19 protein-coding genes are annotated in these 19,918 nt (G+C 50.0%); 14 read left to right on the top strand and 5 right to left on the bottom strand.

The genetic code is table 11. The features are described from left to right. The coding region (locus NTH01S_RS08950) for a SecDF P1 head subdomain-containing protein (protein ID WP_408887597.1) at positions 1-962 on the bottom strand (962 nt) is incomplete at its 3' end. A gap of 190 nt (positions 963-1,152) precedes the next feature. Between NTH01S_RS08950 and NTH01S_RS08945 the strand changes: the two genes are divergently transcribed. Beyond that, entirely contained in the window at positions 1,153-2,136 is a 984-nt protein-coding gene (locus tag NTH01S_RS08945; protein ID WP_068172662.1) for a Gfo/Idh/MocA family protein, read from the top strand. 7 nt (positions 2,137-2,143) lie between these two features. On the opposite strand, the gene NTH01S_RS08940 is transcribed toward NTH01S_RS08945, so the two are convergent. After that, positions 2,144-3,955 carry an ABC-F family ATP-binding cassette domain-containing protein gene (locus tag NTH01S_RS08940; RefSeq protein WP_068172659.1) on the bottom strand — a complete coding sequence of 604 codons (1,812 nt, stop codon included), beginning with the start codon at positions 3,953-3,955 and terminating at the stop codon, positions 2,144-2,146. A gap of 57 nt (positions 3,956-4,012) precedes the next feature. Continuing rightward, positions 4,013-4,738, bottom strand: a complete 726-nt coding sequence (locus NTH01S_RS08935) for a response regulator (protein WP_068172656.1) — start codon at positions 4,736-4,738, stop codon at positions 4,013-4,015. 307 nt (positions 4,739-5,045) lie between these two features. Between NTH01S_RS08935 and NTH01S_RS08930 the strand changes: the two genes are divergently transcribed. The 8 genes from NTH01S_RS08930 to recQ all read left to right on the top strand — a co-directional run bounded on the left by NTH01S_RS08930 (position 5,046) and on the right by recQ (position 14,042). Then, positions 5,046-5,510 carry a sigma-70 family RNA polymerase sigma factor gene (locus NTH01S_RS08930; protein ID WP_068172654.1) on the top strand — a complete coding sequence of 155 codons (465 nt, stop codon included), beginning with the start codon at positions 5,046-5,048 and terminating at the stop codon, positions 5,508-5,510. 85 nt (positions 5,511-5,595) lie between these two features. After that, complete coding sequence (locus tag NTH01S_RS08925; RefSeq protein WP_068172651.1) at positions 5,596-6,162, top strand: sigma-70 family RNA polymerase sigma factor; 567 nt, start codon at positions 5,596-5,598, stop codon at positions 6,160-6,162. Positions 6,163-6,375: 213 nt separating this feature from the next. Beyond that, entirely contained in the window at positions 6,376-6,561 is a 186-nt protein-coding gene (locus NTH01S_RS11610) for a hypothetical protein (RefSeq protein ID WP_084367220.1), read from the top strand. A gap of 652 nt (positions 6,562-7,213) precedes the next feature. After that, positions 7,214-8,287 (top strand): sensor histidine kinase, encoded by a 1,074-nt coding sequence (locus tag NTH01S_RS08920; RefSeq protein ID WP_068172649.1) that lies wholly within the window; start codon positions 7,214-7,216, stop codon positions 8,285-8,287. An 80-nt stretch (positions 8,288-8,367) separates the two neighbouring features. Beyond that, positions 8,368-10,053 carry a thiol reductant ABC exporter subunit CydD gene (gene cydD / locus NTH01S_RS08915; RefSeq protein WP_068172645.1) on the top strand — a complete coding sequence of 562 codons (1,686 nt, stop codon included), beginning with the start codon at positions 8,368-8,370 and terminating at the stop codon, positions 10,051-10,053. A gap of 5 nt (positions 10,054-10,058) precedes the next feature. Next, positions 10,059-11,714 carry a thiol reductant ABC exporter subunit CydC gene (gene cydC, locus NTH01S_RS08910; RefSeq protein WP_068172642.1) on the top strand — a complete coding sequence of 552 codons (1,656 nt, stop codon included), beginning with the start codon at positions 10,059-10,061 and terminating at the stop codon, positions 11,712-11,714. Positions 11,715-11,789: 75 nt separating this feature from the next. Beyond that, complete coding sequence (locus tag NTH01S_RS08905) at positions 11,790-12,209, top strand: OmpA family protein (RefSeq protein ID WP_068172669.1); 420 nt, start codon at positions 11,790-11,792, stop codon at positions 12,207-12,209. Between the two features lie 15 nt (positions 12,210-12,224). After that, on the top strand, positions 12,225-14,042 hold the full coding sequence (recQ, locus tag NTH01S_RS08900) for a DNA helicase RecQ (RefSeq protein WP_068172639.1): 1,818 nt from the start codon (positions 12,225-12,227) through the stop codon (positions 14,040-14,042). Between the two features lie 5 nt (positions 14,043-14,047). Here recQ and NTH01S_RS08895 read toward each other — a convergent pair whose 3' ends face one another. Next, positions 14,048-14,446 (bottom strand): copper chaperone PCu(A)C, encoded by a 399-nt coding sequence (locus NTH01S_RS08895; RefSeq protein WP_068172638.1) that lies wholly within the window; start codon positions 14,444-14,446, stop codon positions 14,048-14,050. A 170-nt stretch (positions 14,447-14,616) separates the two neighbouring features. On the opposite strand from NTH01S_RS08895, the gene nrdR reads away from it, so the two are divergent. Genes nrdR through thiL form a run of 3 tightly spaced genes read left to right on the top strand, consistent with a single transcriptional unit; the run spans position 14,617 to position 16,672 of the window. After that, positions 14,617-15,156 (top strand): transcriptional regulator NrdR, encoded by a 540-nt coding sequence (nrdR, locus tag NTH01S_RS08890; protein WP_084367217.1) that lies wholly within the window; start codon positions 14,617-14,619, stop codon positions 15,154-15,156. A 52-nt stretch (positions 15,157-15,208) separates the two neighbouring features. Continuing rightward, a complete protein-coding gene (gene nusB / locus NTH01S_RS08885) occupies positions 15,209-15,685 on the top strand; it encodes a transcription antitermination factor NusB (protein ID WP_068172634.1) in 477 nt (158 codons plus the stop codon). Positions 15,686-15,727: 42 nt separating this feature from the next. Then, the gene (thiL, locus tag NTH01S_RS08880) at positions 15,728-16,672 is read left to right on the top strand and encodes a thiamine-phosphate kinase (RefSeq protein ID WP_068172631.1); all 945 of its coding nucleotides are present in this window, start codon (positions 15,728-15,730) and stop codon (positions 16,670-16,672) included. 61 nt (positions 16,673-16,733) lie between these two features. Here the strand turns inward: thiL and NTH01S_RS08875 are convergent, their stop codons facing one another. Continuing rightward, positions 16,734-17,918, bottom strand: a complete 1,185-nt coding sequence (locus tag NTH01S_RS08875) for a hypothetical protein (protein WP_174523617.1) — start codon at positions 17,916-17,918, stop codon at positions 16,734-16,736. A gap of 121 nt (positions 17,919-18,039) precedes the next feature. On the opposite strand from NTH01S_RS08875, the gene NTH01S_RS08870 reads away from it, so the two are divergent. Together NTH01S_RS08870 and glk are read left to right on the top strand one after the other, a co-directional pair. Next, on the top strand, positions 18,040-18,852 hold the full coding sequence (locus NTH01S_RS08870) for an SDR family NAD(P)-dependent oxidoreductase (RefSeq protein WP_174523616.1): 813 nt from the start codon (positions 18,040-18,042) through the stop codon (positions 18,850-18,852). An 86-nt stretch (positions 18,853-18,938) separates the two neighbouring features. After that, complete coding sequence (gene glk, locus NTH01S_RS08865) at positions 18,939-19,907, top strand: glucokinase (RefSeq protein ID WP_068172625.1); 969 nt, start codon at positions 18,939-18,941, stop codon at positions 19,905-19,907. Positions 19,908-19,918 lie beyond the last annotated feature (11 nt).

The raw sequence follows: 19,918 nt of genomic DNA, 5'->3' as shown, positions 1-19,918 counted from the left end.
AGGGCCAAATCAGACGCACTACGCGCATCAAAACCACCCGTAATCTGACCGCTACCAGCCGTAATCGGGTTAATAATGTTCGGCGCTTCGATAACTTTGTTATCCAGCACAATCGCAAAACGACGACCAACATTCGTACGTGTCACATTTCCGAAGGCGCTCGCCCCGGTACTGTTGAGCTGGAATGTTACCGCCCAGCCGCCAGATTGTTGATCAATCACAGCACCTGCATTGGTCAGATCTGTGCCGTCCACATCCACATGATCCTGCACTGCAAGCTGCGTGTGCGTGCTAATATCTTCCAGCATTGTTGAACCGGGGGACGCAGCCGTCGGGTTCGGCGCAAGCAGACGGAAGGTCAAACGCGCGGTCGTGCCCAGCAACGTCTTAATCCGCTCCGGATCAGAAACACCCGGCAGTTCCACCACAATACGGTCATCGCCTTCACGGGCAATGCTCGGATCAATGGCGCCCGTCGCATCAATACGGCGGCGTACAATCTCAATAGACTGCGCCACAGCATCCCGTGCGCGGGACAACATCGCATCATGCTGCAAAATCAGATCAATGCGTTCACCCGTCGCCGCAACCTGAAATTCATTCGGCACAGCAGTCGGCACAGCACGCAATGTCGACAAAACAGAATCACGTTCCGCATCACTACGCAGCGTGAAGCTCAAACGTTGCGTCGCATCATCACGAACAAAATCACGATATCCAAGACCGTGATCCAACAGCGCCTGACGCGCCTGATCTTGCAGGCTTAAAAGACGATCATGCTCTAAAGACTTCAGATCCAACTGAAGCAACAGGTATGAACCACCCTTCAAGTCCAACCCAAGGTGGATTTGCCGCCAGGGCAGGGAGGATGACGGTGCTTTTAGGAAATTGGGCAGACAGAGCAAAACGCCCAGCAGGCAAACGCCTGCGACGCCAAGCAATCTGAGCCGACTATAATACATCATGACGGAACGGGGCGCCCTCGGCTTGAATTAGGTCAACAGATCAAAATCGGCAGCAAAGCCACCAGTGCATGGCCGGGACCATGCCTATTCTCACAACACGATGCAACCTTTCTGCACGCTTGTCAGCCCTTGTGCTATACGGAAGCCTCTACGGCTGTTAGTCGTATTGTGCATGATGAGAGTAGGCATGAACACAAAACGACAGCTAAGAGTTGGTATTATCGGGGCAGGACATTTCGGGCGTTTTCATGCGCTGAAAGCTGCGGCCAACCCACGAGAAAACCTTGTTGGGCTTTATGACCCGGACCCTGCACGCGCTGCTTTAGTCGCGGGAGAGGCCGGGTGTGACCCCGCAATAAGCCTTGATGACCTTTTGGAACGTGTTGATGCCGTTATTGTCGCGGCACCTGCAGAATATCACTACGCACTTGCTTCTCAAGCATTAGATGCCAAAAAGCACGTCTTAGTTGAAAAGCCGATCGCAGCAACGCGTGAAGAAGCGCAAAAACTCGCAGAATGTGCAGAACGCAATCAAAAAATCTTACAAGTCGGCCATTTACTGCGCTATTCTGCTGAGCACCGCGCTATTACCGAGCGAATTGCAGCGCCTCTTTATATCGAAGCAACCCGCATCGCTCCTTACAAACCACGCGGCACAGATGTTTCGGTCATTTTAGATCTCATGATCCATGACCTAGATCTCGTCCTCGCCATCGTTGATAGCCCTATTGAGAGCATTGATGCCATTGGCGCAGCAGTATCTAGCCCACATGAAGATATTGCGAATGCACGCGTACGATTCGAGAATGGCTGCGTAGCCACCATCACAGCCAGCCGCATTTCTCTCAAAACCGAGCGCCGCATGCGTATCTTCTCGCAAGAGGGATATTTATCTGCTGATTTCATGGAGCGGAAACTCAGTTTCATCAGCAAAGAGCGTGGATTACCCCTGCCGGGCACGGGCGGGTACCGCCGTGAAGCCATCTCATGGCGTGACCACGACAATCTCGCGGCTGAGCATGACGCATTTGCCGCTTCATGCCTGGACGGTGCCCCGGTGCTGGTGGATGCTCAAGCAGGCATCCGCGCGCTTGATGCGGCCTTACGCGTTACAGAAAGCATCACGCAGGCCCGTCACGTTATGGAAGCATCGGGCCTTATCAAGCTTTGAAGCTGGTTTAACCAGCTTCAAGCTCCTCTTTTTTCATCTCTAGCTCAAGCCACTGCTCTTCAGCCGCAGCTAATTCCTCTTCCACGGCTTGTAAACGCACTGTCGCCTTTTCAAACTTTTTTGGATCCTGCCCATATAAAGTGGGATCCGCCAAAGCCTCACGCAAAGATGTTGCCTCAGCCTCAAGCTTGGCCATCTGTCCCGGCAACAACTCCAAGGCCCGCTTATCTTTATAACTAAGCTTAACCTGCTTCTTTTCTGTTTTTACGGCTTTTTTCGGCGTTACATCGCCATTATCGCCCACAGGGGCCTCGCGCCCGGATGGCGCTCTCCCACCACGCTGCGCCAACATGTCCGAATAACCACCGGCATATTCAATCCAGCGACCATCACCTTCGGCCACCAGAACAGACCCCGCAACACGATCTAAGAAATCACGATCATGGCTCACAAGCAGAACCGTACCTGCATAATCCGTGAGCATATCCTGCAAAAGATCCAACGTCTCAAGATCAAGGTCGTTGGTTGGTTCGTCCAACACCATCAAGTTAGAAGGCTTGGCCAAAGCGCATGCCAATGCAAGGCGTCCACGCTCTCCACCCGATAATTTTCCAACAGGTGTGCGCGCTTGTTCCGGGCGGAACAAAAAATCTTTCATATAACCAATAACATGCCGGCGCTCATCGCCCACCTGCACGATTTCGCCATGCCCACCGGTCAATGTATCTGCCAGGGTCATTTTCGGATCTAGCGCTTCACGCTGCTGATCCAACGTCACCATAGAGATCGACGGTCCAATCCATACCGTACCCTCTTGCGGAGGCACGCGCCCCGTTAAAAGACGAATCAGCGTGGTTTTCCCAGCGCCATTCGCGCCGACAAGCCCCAAACGGTCCCCACGCATTAAGCGCAAATCAAGATGATCGACCAGTACACGGTCGTCATAGCGCCATGTCAGCCCCTCAACGGAAACAGCGATCTTCCCGCCGGCATCGGCTTCGCTCGCATCCATACGCAGAGTACCATTACCGCGCGAGGAAATATCACGCCACTTCTCACGCAATGCCGCAAGTTCAGCCACGCGCCGGACATTACGCTTCCGGCGCGCTGTAACGCCATAGCGCATCCAATCTTCTTCACGCGCGATCTCACGGTCTAGCTTATGAGCATCACGCTCCTCTTGCTCCAAAACCTCTTCACGCCACTCTTCATAACGCGCAAAACCTTGGTCCAAACGGCGCGTCTTCCCTTGTTCCAACCATACCACGCTCCGTGACAACGTCTCTAATAAGCGACGGTCATGGCTAATCACGATCATGGCACAACGTGAAGCGGCAAGCTCTCGCTCAAGCCATGAAATCGTTGGGAGATCCAAATGGTTAGTCGGCTCATCCAAGAGGAGCAAATCAGGCTCTTCCGCCAAAGCGCGCGCCAAGGCGCATCGGCGCACTTCACCGCCTGATAGGCTATCACAAGCTTCATCGCCGGTAAGGCCAAGCTCAACCAGCATAGAGCGCGCACGGTACGTCTCAGTCTCATCCAAATTCGCAGCGACACAATCAAACGTTGTCTTAAAAGCGCTAAAATCTGGCTCTTGGGCAAGGTAGTGTACCTTAACGCCCGGCTGAACAAACACAGTGCCGCCATCAGGCTGCAAATCCCCTGAAGCCATTTTCAGGAGCGTCGATTTACCCGAGCCATTACGCCCGACCAAACACACACGCTCTCCCGGCGTAACGCTTAATTCAGCGCCATCGAGGAGAGGGCGACCGCCCAAGGTATAAGTGATATTTTGGAGATGAAGAATTGGTGCTGACATGAAAGTCTATGTGTATCAGCCCCCATTTTCCTGCAAGAGCGATCTCGCAGGAAACAATCAAACAACCAGAGAACTCCCCATTATCGCCTGATATGTTGCAACAGACAGAGCCATTGGCTCAAAAGGCTTTGAAATAACGAAAGACGGCTCTTGCGATTCTCCGGTCAAAAGGCGCTCAGGATACGCAGTGACAAAAATAACCGGTGTTTTATGGGCTTCTAAAATTCGGCTAATCGCGTACATACCATCGCCGCCGATACCCAAATTAATATCAGCCAAAATCAATCCGGGCTTGGTTTCAGACGCTATACGAATTGCCTCATCTTCACTATGCGCCACCCCGACCACACGATGCCCGCATTGTTCGACCAGCCCCTGAATATCCATCGCGATAATAGGCTCATCTTCGATAATAAGGACGCTTGTATGTGCAGCATCTTCTAAAATTTCACGCGCGGCAGCCAAAGCGCCCTCGGCGTACACATCATCCAACTTTAAGATGCGTGCTGCGACTGGGAGAGACCGACCTTCCAAACACGTTAGCAACAAAAGAGCACGCTGCTCTAAGGTAAGGCTCTGCTCCCCTTGATTGTCAAACGCACTTGTTAAATGCCTGTATAAATTTTCACGAACCGATAGCGTATCATCAACACAACTCGTTATATTCTGTAAAGTTCGTGCAACTAATGCATCACCAGATTTTTGATCACCGGATAATGCTCTCGCATAACGGCGCGCATAAGGAAGGGCAGCAATTAAATCATGACGCAAAGCAGATGGCACTCTTTATAGTCTCCCTTGGCGCGACTTAAAAACTAACACTCACATCATCACAGCGCTATCGTTTAATAATGCACATTAATGATTTTTACGACACTTATCATAGCATCAAAAATTTTATTGTCCTATACAGATATGAACAAAATAGAAATTCAAAGAGGTTTCTTCATGATATTTTATATATCACCTCCATTAGATATTTTTTACACAAAAGGAATGTTTTCTGGGTAACGTTTCACAATCATCCTCCCCCAATGCGGGGAACACCCCTGCAACGCATCTTGAAAGCTCTGACTTTCACCAAAACCTTATTGCCACCCTTCCACATCTACGTGCTTTTGCACGGTTTTTAGCACGCACTCCCTCAGCCGCAGATGACCTAGTGCAAGACACATTAACGCGCGCACTTGCGGCACGCTCACAATATGCTCATGACACATCCTTAAAAGCATGGCTCTTCACCATCCAGCGCAATATATTTTATGAGCAATACCGTCGCCACACTAAAGAACGCGAGATTCTGGAAAGCCTCGGCGCAGCAGCCCTGCCTCACTCAGAGCATGACGCACCTCACGAGGCTCATGACACAATTCGCGAACTCGACGAACTCTTATGGCAGTTGCCTGATATTTTGCGCGAATCTCTCATTCTCATCGGCGCACAGGAACTTACCTATGACGAAGCTGGAAGCATTTGTAACGTGCCTTCAGGCACCATAAAGGCACGTGTATCAAGAGCTCGCAGCTTACTCTGTGAACTTCAACGAAAAGTCTAAAAATAAAATCTTTCCCCATGCAACGATCCGTCTTTTCCATTCATTCAGTAGAGTGAATGCAGAAGTGCTATCAGGGAGAGACGTCATGACGTTCCATGACCAAGTGATTACGATGATACCCAAACTGCGGGTACAAGCCCTTGCTCTAACACGCAATCGCGCTGCTGCAGAAGACTTGGTACAAGATGCTATTTGCAATGCCCTTGCAGCACAACATAGCTTTATTCCCGGCACCAATTTCTCTGCTTGGATACACCGTATTTTACGCAACAGATTCATCTCCGACCTACGCAAACGCCGCGACACAACCGATATTGAGGATGTTCCCGCATCCACATTTGCAAGCTCAGCAACGCATGAAGATACATTAGCCTTAAAAGACTTAGCCTTAGCGCTGACACACCTTCCAACCGACCAACGTGAAGCACTTGTTATGGTTGTCATTCACGGCATGAGTTATGAAGATTTAGCTGAAGCAACACATTGCGCAGTGGGCACAGCGAAAAGTCGCGTCTTTCGTGCGCGCAGACAACTTGAAGCCTGGATGAGCGGAGATCTTCCCGCAAATGACAAGCTACGCCTTAAAGTGCAAGCACTCAGAGAAAGACTGAAGAACACCACATATCCTCACGATATGGAAAATTTATTCTAATTAAGTTAAGATAATTCCTGATAATGGATGTATTTTAATTAATTTTCATATCATTTAAAAAATGTTTTCCATTATTCATTTGGTAATATAAGGAAATGTATATAGCGTATTATCTCTTTTTATCTCCTCGATGGAACCAAACTTGAACTCATCTGTTTATTCTTCAGTGAATGCACCGTTCATAACACCACACGAAAGGCCCCTCTAAACACAATGAACGGCAGCAAAAAACACAATCAAAGTCCAAAAGCGCCAGATCAAGAGGCCAGAACGATGCGTGACGAAACACCTTTTGGGATTTGGTTAAGCAGAGGACTTCACAAGCTTTTTGATGATATCGCTCATGAACCCATTCCTGAGTATTTACTCAAATTAATAGAAGACGACCGAAGCCGTTAAATCCAAAAACAATGGAGCGATCAACATTTCAAAACGATTTTCCTACGCCCGGCTGTTACGAAGTTTAGATACGTTTGGCACCAGAATTGTTTTACTCGTCATTGGAAGCTCTCTTCCTATCTCCTGCGTAGCGGGTATAATATCTTGGAATTATTATAATCAGAACATTAAAATATCTGCCAATCATACACAAAAAAATTTAGACGAAACCCTCACAAATATCCATAACTCCCTTATAAAATTACAGAAGATATCCAATTTCTTTACAGAAAATACCTCTTCTATTCAAAAAATTAGCGAATACATTGATTTTATCAATACCTCAGAAGGCAATAATTACTGCGCCATTATTGATGATAAAAACAAAAAAACAATAATAAACGAATCCCTATGCAATAAAGAAGATCAATACTACCGCAATGAAGAGTATGGAATTAAAATAAAAAAATACAATACTAATGTTTTTTTAATAAATAAATTTGAATATCAAAATAAAATTATCACAATAAAGTATGACATTAGCGATATAACACAAAAAAAAGACGATTATGATTCATACTATATAATATCCATCGATCAATATGATTGGATATACAAAAACTACCTAACAAAATACATAAACAATATAAACCGTGATAGAATAAAAAAAGACATGATTAAAAAAAATTACTTTGATTCATTTAATCAAGAATACAAAATATTTTTACTATCAAAGCAAACCGAAAATAATTGGGTTCTCATAATACACAAATACAATAAAATTGACCGGAACTACAGTAACATATTATTAGAAAATATAAGCATTATATTTACCATTATATTTATAGAAATGATGGTGGGACTTGTTTTTGCTAAAGATTTTCTCATCCATCCTTTAGAAAAATTGTCTCAATCAGTTTCTGAGTGGCACAAAGGACAAAAATTTATCTCTAATAGGAATAGATATATTCCCTCTGAAATAAGACAATTAGAACGCTCTTTCTTAAGGGCTATACGACACCTCAAAATTCGAGAAGAAAAACTTAAAAAATCAACCAATTATCAAGAACATCTTATTCACGAAATTCATCATCGCGTCAAAAATAACTTACAGATCATTGCATCTTTATTAAATTTACATGCAAACCGTGTAAAATCTCTAGATGCTCGAGAAGAATTTCATCTTGTACGTGACAGAGTGCGCGCCATATCAATGATGCACCATCATTTATATGAGAGCGACCAAAAAAACCACTTGAAATCAGACATTTTCATACCAGAGCTCGCAAATAGTATTCTCATTTCACATAATCAAAAATCAAAAGAGCGCTTCGATATCCATTACGATATTGATGATATACTCATTCCAACCACTCAATCATCTCCCATAACACTTATTATAACAGAAATAATCAGCAACCATTCGCACTACACACGTCCTTACGACGGAAGTGGCGCTATATTCATCTCCTTTAAATATGAACGCCAGGCCCACATAAAACACAATGTCGCGTTGACCTTAACGGATAACCGAACAGAACACACCGCTAAGGAACTCTCCACCCACCATCAAGATGGCATTGGGCGGCAACTTATTCGTGGGTTCGCACGGCAGCTACATGCAGATCTCACCATTGAACATGATGAAAGCACAACGTATCGTTTAACCTTCCTTTTAGCTCCCCTTGAAATGATTCCACCCACAGTCGCACGACGCACTCTGAGTGAGAGAGGCACCCTTTCGTAGTAGGGGGCAGATGAAAAAAATCTTTATACTCAAAAATAAGCTCTCACCTTTGAGAGCAGAAGCCTATATGCACAAAGATTATGAGCGGCGATAAATCCATCACAAAACGCTGGACAAAGACGCAGGGCAAAGCAAACCGCGTCCAAACAGCATTCTGCACCAGCCTTGGCATTCTAGCGACCTTCGTAGCAATAGGGCAGGGATGGGCACTCGCGCACATCATTGCAGCGACACTCACACAAGGTATTTCAACGAGCATCCCTTGGGTAGAAGCCTATTTTACCTTAGCTCTTCTTCGTACAGTCTTGGCCGTTGTACAAGAGATCGCCGCAATACATGCGGGGGCCGCAGCGCGCCGCCGTTTGTTAAACGATGTCCTACAACGCATCACCCTCACTGGCCCCGTCATCTTACGCAACCAGCATAGCGGCACAATCGCAAGCCTAATTGTAGACCGTATTCAAGCTTTAGACGGATATTTCGCCCGTTGGGTTCCAGCGTCTGCGCTGTGGCTTATCTTGCAATGGCTTGTCGTGCTCGCCGTTTACCTTGAGAACCATCATGCGGGCATTGTCTTGGCCCTATGCTGCCTCTCATTACCCTTTTTTCAAGCGATTTTCGGCATTGCTACAGGCATTGCGTCACGGCGTCAGTTTCTAGCCATGACACGCCTACAAACCCGTTTCCTCGACCGCATAAGAGGCATTGCCACAATCGTCTTATCTGGCGCCACCGAGCGTGAAGCCACGGCACTTGCACAAAGCGCAGATGACCTACGCAGCCGCACGATGAAAGTGCTACGCATCGCCTTTATCGCCTCCGCAACAACAGATGTGGCCATGGTCGTGGCACTAGTTCTCATCGTCTCTACCCAAATACATGCCTTGTCTCCCATGAGTTCAATGGAGACTTTGACCAAAGCCCTTTTCGCCGTCCTCATGGTGCCTGAGGCGTTCGCTCCCTTTCGTGCACTCTCTGCCGCCTATCAAGACCGCGCCCATGCGACGGCTGCGGCCGAGAATATGGCCGCTCTCCCCGATAGCAAAACTGCTTCGCGCCCCCAGACACAGCCACTGCCTCCCGCGCATAATTATGCACTCACCGTGGAAAATGTCAGTTTTTCATGGGAAGAATCACACAATCCCGTCTTCACTGATTTGAACTTCAGCCTTCAACCGGGTGAGACACTTATTCTGAATGGCGAAAGTGGCTCGGGAAAATCAACACTTATTGAGCTTCTTTTAGGCTTCATCATGCCAAGATCAGGCCGTATCTTACTGAATGGCCACGACCTCAACCATATTCCGCCACAGCATTTATCCAATATCATTGCCTGGATTGGACAAAAACCCATCCTCTTCGCGGGCACAATCCGCGAAAACATTCTTTTTGCACGGCCTGACGCTACAGATTCTGACCTGCAAAAAGCTCTGCGCCTTTCTGCCGTAGACCACTATCTCCCGACACTTCCGAACGGGCTTGATACCCAAATCGGGGAGGGCGGTTTTGGTCTTTCTGGCGGACAGGTACAACGCATCGCCATCGCACGCGCTTACCTGAAAAACGCGCCTATCTTGTTGCTCGATGAGCCAACGGCACATCTCGACCCCGCAACAGAACAAGACATCCTAAACAGCTTAAAAGAACTGATTGCACAGCGCACAGTCATCATGTCCACGCATTCCGAACGCGCTAAGAGCTTTTCCAGCAAGCACCTCGTTCTCACCAAATCCGCACCACATATTAACGAGACGGGAGAGGCGTAAGAAACATGTCATCTCACTCTTCAGCTCCATTGAGCCGCATCATCCGCCTCTGGCGCCCACATTATGCGCACCTCATTGTCGGGCTTATCCTCTCAGAACTCGCCGTATGTGCTGGCCTTATCATGATGGGCAAAGCCGGTCAGCGCATGACCGCAGCCGCTCTTGGCGTCAGTGCTGGTACCATTTTGCTGCAAATCGCTGGAACTTCTCAAATTATTTTGCGCTATGCGGATCGCTACAGCACCCATAACGCCATGTTTAAAGCCTTGGCAGATTTGCGTGTTTGGTTTTTCCGGCGCCTTGCACATGGCGCCGCCGCAGGGTTAGGGTTCCAGCGCTCTGGAGATCTGCTGTCACGTTTGGTCAGTGATATTCAAACGCTCGATAATTTTTACCTTCGCATTATCGTACCTCTGGCATCCGCAGCGCTCACATTGCCGCTTACCGCCTATATTTGGTGCCGCGCAGACATGATGGCTGGCATCATCATGACCATCCTTTTCGCTGTCATGGCATTTGTGTTGCCGTTATTAGCCAGCAAACAAGCACAAACATTAGGCCCTGCTATTTTGAATGCAGAGTCACACTTACGTGTGACCACTTTAGATCTCACCACTGGCCTGCGGGAAGCACGCGCTTTCGGGGCAGAAAAGAACCTCACAACACGCGTCATACAAAGCCAAGAAACACTCATCAAATACCAGCACGCTCTCCACCTACGCATGGCTCTCATGCACGGTTGTGCGCGTTTATTGGGGCAAGTTGGTGTTGGCATCACTTTATGCCTTTTAGCGGGCATATTCTTCCATACCAGCCATACACCCATACTCGCCGTCACGGCATTATTTGTCGCTCTAACAGCGTTTGAGAACATCAGTGGTCTATCCAAAGCAGGCTTGCTCACGGGCAAAGTCGTTCATGCCTCTGAGCGCATTATGGCCGTAGCTGATCAACCCCACGCCACCACGCGCACAACCAAGCCTCTCCCAGCAGGGCGGGACCTAACCCTCAACGCTGTCTCATTTCGTTGGACAGAGCAGGGACCTCTCATTTTTAATCATGCACATGCTACCTTGCGGCACGGTGAGCGCGTGGCTCTCATTGCGCCATCCGGGAGCGGGAAATCCAGCTTGGCAGCGCTTCTGTTAAAAGTGGCCAACCCAACCTCTGGGCATATTTCGCTCGGTGGCACCGATATTGCAGATCTCTCAGATGATGCATTGCGCAGTCAAATCGCATGGCTCTCACAAGCGAGCCATTTGTTTGATGATACCATCCGAGGGAACCTCCTGCTCGGTCGCACCGACATTAATGATGACACATTATGGGACGCCCTCGAGCGCGCCCAGATCGCCACTACATTACGTGAGCTACCAGAAGGCTTAGAGACGTGGGTTGGTGAAAATGGATCCAAGCTCTCGGGCGGGCAGGGGCGCCGCATTGCACTCGCCCGCGTTCTCCTGTCCAATGCCCCCATTCTCATCCTCGATGAACCCGCAAGTGGCCTCGATGCCGATACAGAACGCGCTTTCCTCCAGACCCTCAACAGTCTTGATGATCAGCGCAGTATCATCCTGATTGCTCATCGCCTCATCGGTGTTGAGCGCTTGGATCGTATCTGGACACTTAAGAACGGGCAGATCCTCTCTCAAGCCAGTTGACCCGCACGCAGGGACAAGGCACGAAGAGCCTGCACGATGGTATTACACACCACCCTCAACATGAGGCACATGATCATGGTCCGTACTTTCTTGTCTTCTCGCCGTCTTTTGGCTCGCAGCGTTCTGCCAGCCTTGGCACTTACCGCAACCCTTGGCGCTTGCTCCTCCACCGACCGGGACAGCTACGTGGTATTCTTTGACCGTGACGACGCGGTCATGAACCAAACAGCAAAAGAGATTGTCGCCAAAGCAGCGCATACTGCACAAAAAGAGCATGCGCTAAGCGTCCGCGTTGCTGGCTCTGCTGGTTTATCAGGTGACCCAGATACACTTAAACAGCTTGCTCGTGACCGCGCGAAGACCGTGGCGGCTGAATTAACAGCCGATGGCGTCGACGCGTCCAAAATTACCTTAACCCCCGAGCCGGACACTGATGTTGATGCTTCACACGTTGCTTATCGCCGCGTGTCTATCACCATCATCCCCGGCCTCTAATTTCCGGGACCTTCTGTGACGGATACCGCTTCTCCTCAAACTCCTGAGACTATTCTCAAAGACATCTTTGGATTTACAGGCTTTCGTGGCCTACAAGGTGAGGCGGTACAAACCGTCATGGATGGTGGGGACGTCCTCGTCCTTATGCCAACAGGAGGCGGGAAAAGCCTCTGTTATCAGGTTCCCGCGCTCTGCCGCCCCGGTATGGGGATTGTCGTCTCCCCACTGATTGCCTTGATGGATGATCAGGTCGCTGGCCTACGCCAAGTCGGCGTTCGTGCGGCGGCCCTCCATTCAGAGCTTGAACAACAAGAACGAGAGCAGTTGCATCACGATTTGCGTTCGGGGCAAATCGACATCCTCTACATCTCTCCAGAGCGCTTATTACAACCTGCGACCAGCGCTTTTCTCGCGCGCTATCACATTTCCCTCATCGCAATTGATGAAGCCCATTGCGTCTCCGCATGGGGTCATGAATTCCGGCCTGAATACCGTGGTCTAGCCTCGCTCCCAGATCTTTTCCCCAACGTCCCCCGCATGGCGTTAACCGCAACGGCAGACCCACGTACACGCGATGACCTCCTCAATGTGCTCGGAATGCCCAACGCCAAAATACTGTTGGCAAGCTTTCATCGACCTAATCTTTTTGTGGAAGCACAGCCCAAAGGCGGGGAGACCAAACAACTTCTTGAAGCACTCGACAACCATAAGCACGGCGCATCCATAGTCTATTGCGGAAGCCGCAACAAAACAGAGCGTGTTGCCAAAACCTTGCGGGACCGAGGGTTAACAGCCCTTCCATTCCATGCCGGCCTCTCCGCCATTGAAAAGCGTGCCGCACTGCACCGCTTTCGATCAGGCGAAGATATGGTCATTGTTGCGACCATTGCTTTCGGCATGGGGATCGACCGCCCAGATGTGCGCTGCGTGATACATCTTGATATGCCGTCCTCTCCTGAGGCGTATTATCAACAGATTGGCCGTGCTGGACGTGATGGTGAACGCTCCGACACGTTACTTCTGTACGGCGGTGAAGATATGGCCCGGGCACGGCACTGGCTTGATCAGTCTAATGCCCCTGACCATGAAAAGCGCATAATGCGCGCCCGCCTTGAAAGCATGATTGCGCTCACAGAAACCACAGGCTGTCGTACACGTGCTCTTCTAGCCTGTTTTGATGAACATTTGCCTGAACCCTGCGGCCATTGCGATAACTGCATCGACCCGGTTTCAACCTTTGATGGCACACAGGCAGCGCAAAAAGTTCTCTCAGCGATTTATCGCACTGACCAACGCTTCGGTGCTGTGCAAATTGCCAATGTACTGCGCGGCAAAACGAATGAAACCATTGAACGCAATGCGTTTAATACCTTAAGCGTTTTTGGGATTGGCAAAGAGCATAGCGAAACATGGTGGCGCGCCGTGATCCGGCAGCTTATTGCGCGCGGCGCCATCCATATTCATGGAGAACACGGCGCTTTAGCCCTTACAAAAGACATCGCACGCCCAATCTTGCGCGGGGAAGAGAAGATACGCTTACGCCAAGATCAAAAACGTGCCCTCAGCCAAGGGGCAAGCGAACCCGTGGCGGATACTCTGCCTGACCATGCACGCGATATATTTTCGGCCTTACGCCAATGGCGCTTGGCAGAAGCGCGCGAACAAGAAATTCCACCCTATGTCATTTTTCATGATACCACCTTAAAAGACATTGCTCTCGCTCTACCGCAAGACCGGAGAGAACTCGCGCAGATCAAAGGGGTCGGTGGCTCGAAGCTAGAGCGCTACGGGGATGCGGTTTTAGCCACTCTTGCAAGTGCCAAAACCGCATAAAATATTTACCGAACAACCGTGAAATTCACCGTCACATCTGGACTATCCAGAAACAAGAAAGTGAACGGCACTTTATCACCGGATTGCAAAGAACGATGCAGCCCTAAGCATACTAAATGATACCCGTCACGCGGGAAAACCATGGTCGCATTATGCTGCAACGCAAGATGCGTGAACAAATCATTTGTCGCTACCGTTTGTTCTTGCTTCGTATGGTGCGCCATAATCGAAGCGCAAAGAGGGGATGTAATCCCCTTCAACAAATGATCGGTTGCATCATTATTCGTCAGCGAAAAAAAACCTGCCGCACGGCTTGAACTCAATGGCAACGGCAACAAAGTGCCATTGGAAACCACGATATGTGCGCTATTCTGTGCTACAGGTTCTGCTTTAGCTATGGTCATAGCACTAGCCAAAGCCAAGCAAACGCCCCATACACAGAACCGATCACGACGTATCAGACTTTTAATCAATGGGAACACCCTCGTAAAATCCCGTTAGGGAGCAAATTCATTCTTACTCTAGAGTGAACCGCTTTAAGAGGGCAAACAAGGCCGCACGCACAGGACCGATCATGCACTGCCCATTCTGTGGACATGAAGACACTCAGGTTAAGGATAGTCGCGCCTGTGAAGACGGCACCGCCATTCGTAGAAGGCGTGTCTGTTCCGGCTGCCAATTACGTTTCACAACGATTGAGCGGATCCAACTGCGCGAATTATCCGTCCTAAAAGCGGATGGCCGCCGTGCTCCCTTTGACCGTGACAAGTTAGCACGATCGATTCGCGTGGCACTCCGTAAGCGCCCGGTAGAAGAAGAACAACAAGAGCAACTGGTCACCCGACTGGTTCGACTGCTTGAAGCCTCTGGCGAGACCGAAGTGTCCTCCCAAAAGATTGGTGAACTCGCGATGGACGCATTGCGTGCGGTCGATGACGTAGCGTATGTCCGCTTCGCTAGTGTTTATCGTGATTTTCGAGAGGTCGAGGCGTTTTCAAAAATTTTAGCCGATATGAACCCAATCCCCAGCGCAGAAGAACTTCTACGAACACCCAAACATGCTGTACAAGCGCCCCCAGCAAAAGAACGGCGTTCAAAAAACGAAACGCCATAAACTGTTCAGACTAAAGACGACACGGGCCAGAGAGGCCCAGTGAGGAGACACCATGACGACCCCATCTGAAAACCCGACACGCCGCAGCCGCACCATTGCCCGCGTTGCTGCTGTTCAGGCCTTATTCCAATGTGAGCAATCTGGAGATAATGCCGAAACAGTCGTTGACCAATTCATCCGTCACCGCCAGATCACGCCAGCAGCATCTTTTGAAGATGGCCATATCCCCGACGCTGACCTGAAACTGTTTCAAGACATCGTCCGCAAAACGACGTGGAACCAAGACGAAATTGACACAACCATCGTTGCGGCACTGCCCTCAACATGGCAGATCACCCGCCTTGACCCCGTTCTCCGTGCACTCCTGCGGGCAGGTACCTACGAAATTCTTAAGACGGACACGGCTGAACGTATCGTCATTAACGAATATATGGATGTTGCTCACGGCTTCTTCTCAGGCGATGAACCGCGCATGGTGAATGGCCTCCTTGATGCCGTAAGCCGCAAGAAAACATCTACTGCTGAATAAACAATACCCTATTGAGCAACTCTGGAGGTACCCCGCGTGAGCATGGGAGAGTTTGACGTTATCGAACGTCATTTCCGTCCACTTGCGGGGGATGCCGCGCTGGACCTCAGCGATGACTGCGCGCTCCTCATACCACCTCCGGAGCAGGTCATTGCCATTTCAACCGATACAATGGTTGAGAATGTGCACTTCCTACCAGATGATCCGGTAGAAACACTCGGCCGGAAACTTCTTCGCTGCAATTTATCAGATCTTGCCGCAATGGGAGCCACCCCCCTTGGCTATACCCTAAACCTCACATTACCCCGTGACCGCTCTTTTTCAGACGCATGGTTCTCAGCATTTTGTGGTGGTTTAGCGGAGGATCAAAAACACTATAATATTCCCCTCCTTGGTGGAGACACAACCTCCATCAATGGCCCATTAGTGCTGAATGCAACGATTTATGGGGGAGTGCGCCCAGAGCACGCCTTGCGGCGTAACGGTGCTCAACTAGGGGATGATGTCTGGGTAACGGGTACTATTGGAGACGCGGCCCTCGGCCTTCTGGCCTTACAGGGAAAGCTTGCTGACCCTGACGGTACTTTCAGCGCACGCTACCACTTACCCTTACCACGCGTACATCTCCCCCTTGGCGGCCTAGCACATGCCGCGATGGATATTTCTGACGGGCTCATACAAGACTGTGCCCATATTGCGCGTGCCTCAGGCGTCATGCTGTACATCAACGCAGATCACGTTCCAGCATCACCTGCCGCCGCCGCACTGGGAGCGGAATATCTCAAGCACCGTTTAAGCGGGGGCGATGATTACGAGCTTCTGCTCTGCGTACCAACTGAACGCGCGGAAGCACTACAACAGCTCTGTGCCGCACATCATGTTCCCATAACGCGTATTGGCACAGTACGTAAGGGGCAGGGCGTGCATGTCCATGACCATGCGGACCATACCCTCACCTTTGAAAAAACAGGCTGGTTACACTTTTAAAAACCCACAACCTCCTCAATGGGTGAGTTACGCAAAAACGCTACTTCACCCAACTGTGCCATCATTCCGCGCTTAAAGAGACTTCGTAAAGACGGTGCCGCTTATAAGGCTCAGGCACGATGGCTTCCGCGAGGTTTTTCATGCCGGTATCACTTTCCTGAATCCATCCCAATTCAACCCAACGATACGGCAGGGCATGCCGGCGGCGGAGGAGTTCTGCAATCGCCAGAGACGGCAGCAATGCCCCAAGCATTGTCCCCTGCAAACGCCGCGTTACGCCCAACAAAATCACACGGGCAGATTGAAAACGATGCTGCAAGAGGCGGGAAGCCAAACGTACCCACCCCAATGGAGAAGGGGAGCCATTCAAATCACCGGCAATATCAAAAACATTAGGCACCACAAGCGCCATCGCAACCGGAACGCCGTCTTGATCAATCTGCACATAATGCTCTGGCTTCAACACAAGCTTAAGCTGCGCAATCATAGCGGCCATTTCATAATCTTGCAGGGGAACAAAATTATATTTTTTATCCCACGCGTCATTATAAAGCTGGCGTAAAACCTCGCCTTGCGAGGCAATTTGACTGCGGGAGAGGCGCGCAACAGAAATTGCTCCTAAACGCCCCTCACCAATTTTCAAATCACCCGGAACGCGGAATTTTTCTTCTGTATGTTCATCAAGCTCCAAGCGGTAACTCAATAAATCTTCCGTCTTCACCAAGCCTGCGGCTTCAAACAGCTTTCCCAAAGCCTTGGGGTGCCATGACATCCCCACCATAGGCGCTTGATCCTGCCCATCAATCATCAGGCCAGATTCACCATTACCGCTCAACGTCACGGGGCCGCGCATGACCTGCATACCCTGTTGAATAAGCCATGCTTTTGCAGCCGCCAAAAGAGCCGTCACCACAGCCTGCTCAGGCACACAATCCAATGCTGCAAAAGACCCAACAGCTTGCCCCCAGTGCTCCAACGCACGATGATCAACAATAGCCGCAATCCGTCCGACCGGTGTTTTCCCACGCCATGCCATAAAATAACGAATACGTGCATGGCGGAACACAGCTGATTTTCTAGGGTTTAATAAATCATTTTGCTCCATATCAAGCGGAGCAACATAACCAGCCATCCCCATATACAAACGCCGAGGCAGTGTAATAAATTTTTGGATATGGCGCTTATTCACCACAGGGCGAATAACAAGACTATCCGGAGGCGAAATAGGTGAGGGCACAGACGTCATGAAAAACCTTATACTCAGTCAAACACGGCCATAATGGCACAAAAGATCGGGCTTTTTTGCACAGCAAGGCTATAAGTTTCTATCTTCTTTCTTCTCTTTAGCCATGAAGTTTTGCTTCTCAATGCAACAGACACCCCAATTTTCCTCTGATACGACCCTCATCACCGGTGCTTCGAGCGGTATTGGGGAAGCGCTGGCCATGCTTTATGCACAGCCCGGAGCACATCTGATTTTATGGGGGCGCAGCCCAACGCGCCTCGCCAAGGTCGCGAAAAATGCCGCCCAACGCGGCGCAACCACAGAATGCTACAGCCTTGATCTAACGGAAACAAACACAGCACTCGAGCAACTGCGTCACAATGATACCCAAACCCCAATCTCTCGTCTGATTCTCGCGGCTGGGTTAGGGGATATTCGTAAAGACGGCGCTCTGACCGAAGCCCCCTCTCTCGTCCACGAATTATGCCTCGTTAATTTTACAACCCCAGCCACATTAGCAACCGAAATGGCTGACCGCATGGCCAAACGCGGCGGAGGAGAAATCGCCTTTTTAGGATCTGTTGCTGCGTTTCATGACCTTCCCATGTCCACAGCCTATAGCGGCTCAAAAGCAGGGCTAGCACGCTTCAGTACCGCTCTACATGCAGCCATGGCCCCACATCACGTCTCCGTAACACTCATCTCTCCCGGCTATGTCGATACACCGATGAGCCAGCGCCTAAGCGGCCATTTACCTTTTTTAGTCTCTCCCGACAAAGCCGCTCAAAAAATTAAACGCGCCATTGCACGCAAAAAAATACATCTCATCTTCCCGTGGCCATTTGCCGTCTTTGCCTTTCTAGAAAGCCATTTGCCACGTCCTATCGTGCACCGTCTTTTACGCCTCTCAAACGTTCAACAAACACCACGTGATTCTAAAAGCACTGATGCATGACCTTGACGGCGGCGGAGTCGTGCGCAACTGCTGGACGCGCTCCCTTTAAATAGGGACCGGATTGATTTGAGATGAGGAGCGGTTTCATGAAGGAAATCGTCACAGTCGACATTGGCGGAACGCATGCTCGCTTTGCTATCGCGACCGTCGCTGAAGGAAAAGTGGTGACCTTGGAAAAGGAAGTCACGTTAAAATGCGCTGAACACGCGAGTCTTGCCCTCGCATGGGAAGCTTTTAGCCGTCAAATCGCTCGCCCATTACCCCGTGAAGCGGGTATAGCTGTTGCCTGTCCCGTGGCCGGCGAAATCCTAAAGATGACCAATAACCCATGGATCATCCAACCCAGCCAACTCAAAACACGCCTTCATCTTGATAACTTCGCGTTAGTAAATGACTTTGGCGCTGTCGGTCATGCCGTTGCTCAAGTGTCTTCATCCTACATGCAGCATCTCTGCGGCCCTGAGATAGACCTCCCCACACAAGGAACCATCAGCATTGTTGGTCCGGGAACAGGCCTCGGAGCCGCATGCGTTTTACGCCGTGATGGCCGATATTTTGTGATGGAAACAGAAGGGGGGCACCTCGATTACCCACCGCTTGATGACGTAGAAGACAAAATCCTCAAAACATTACGCCACCGCTTTCGCCGTGTTTCGGCTGAACGAATCGTGTCTGGCCCCGGCCTCAGCAATCTTTATGAAGCCATCGCCGAGCAGCAAGGATTACCCATCACGCTACGTGATAACCGGACGCTATGGCAAAATGCTATGGAAGGGTCAGACACAATTGCTGCCGCAGCATTAGAACGCTTCTGTCTCAGCCTTGGTGCTGTTTCCGGTGATCTGGCATTAGCGCATGGCGCACGTGGCGTTGTTATTGCCGGAGGGCTTGGCCTGCGCTTAGCCCATATTCTAGGCACATCTGGCTTTGCTGAGCGTTTCGTCGCAAAAGGGCGCTTTGAAAGCATGATGAGTGAGATTCCTGTAAAGATCATCACGCATCCCCAGCCAGGGCTATTTGGTGCTGCAGCAGCCTATGCAGAGGCTTATTCATAAAGAGGGGGATG

It is taken from the genome of Neokomagataea thailandica NBRC 106555, from assembly GCF_001598495.1.
GTDB classification, from domain to species: Bacteria; Pseudomonadota; Alphaproteobacteria; order Acetobacterales; family Acetobacteraceae; genus Gluconobacter; species Gluconobacter thailandicus_A.
The sequence above is the reverse complement of the archived record's forward strand: the minus strand, read 5'-3'. Positions and strand labels throughout refer to the sequence as shown.

Bases quoted from the DNA above. Each gene is read 5' to 3' on its own strand.
- cydC (WP_068172642.1), top strand. From the start codon at position 10,059: ATGTCATCTCACTCTTCAGCTCCATTGAGCCGCATCATCCGCCTCTGG.
- glk (WP_068172625.1), top strand. From the start codon at position 18,939: ATGAAGGAAATCGTCACAGTCGACATTGGCGGAACGCATGCTCGCTTT.
- nrdR (WP_084367217.1), top strand. From the start codon at position 14,617: ATGCACTGCCCATTCTGTGGACATGAAGACACTCAGGTTAAGGATAGT.
- nusB (WP_068172634.1), top strand. From the start codon at position 15,209: ATGACGACCCCATCTGAAAACCCGACACGCCGCAGCCGCACCATTGCC.
- NTH01S_RS08945 (WP_068172662.1), top strand. From the start codon at position 1,153: ATGAACACAAAACGACAGCTAAGAGTTGGTATTATCGGGGCAGGACAT.
- NTH01S_RS08925 (WP_068172651.1), top strand. From the start codon at position 5,596: ATGACGTTCCATGACCAAGTGATTACGATGATACCCAAACTGCGGGTA.
- NTH01S_RS11610 (WP_084367220.1), top strand. From the start codon at position 6,376: ATGAACGGCAGCAAAAAACACAATCAAAGTCCAAAAGCGCCAGATCAA.
- cydD (WP_068172645.1), top strand. From the start codon at position 8,368: ATGAGCGGCGATAAATCCATCACAAAACGCTGGACAAAGACGCAGGGC.
- NTH01S_RS08895 (WP_068172638.1), bottom strand. From the start codon at position 14,446: ATGACCATAGCTAAAGCAGAACCTGTAGCACAGAATAGCGCACATATC.
- NTH01S_RS08920 (WP_068172649.1), top strand. From the start codon at position 7,214: ATGATTAAAAAAAATTACTTTGATTCATTTAATCAAGAATACAAAATA.
- NTH01S_RS08940 (WP_068172659.1), bottom strand. From the start codon at position 3,955: ATGTCAGCACCAATTCTTCATCTCCAAAATATCACTTATACCTTGGGC.
- NTH01S_RS08875 (WP_174523617.1), bottom strand. From the start codon at position 17,918: ATGACGTCTGTGCCCTCACCTATTTCGCCTCCGGATAGTCTTGTTATT.
- thiL (WP_068172631.1), top strand. From the start codon at position 15,728: ATGGGAGAGTTTGACGTTATCGAACGTCATTTCCGTCCACTTGCGGGG.
- NTH01S_RS08870 (WP_174523616.1), top strand. From the start codon at position 18,040: ATGCAACAGACACCCCAATTTTCCTCTGATACGACCCTCATCACCGGT.
- NTH01S_RS08905 (WP_068172669.1), top strand. From the start codon at position 11,790: ATGGTCCGTACTTTCTTGTCTTCTCGCCGTCTTTTGGCTCGCAGCGTT.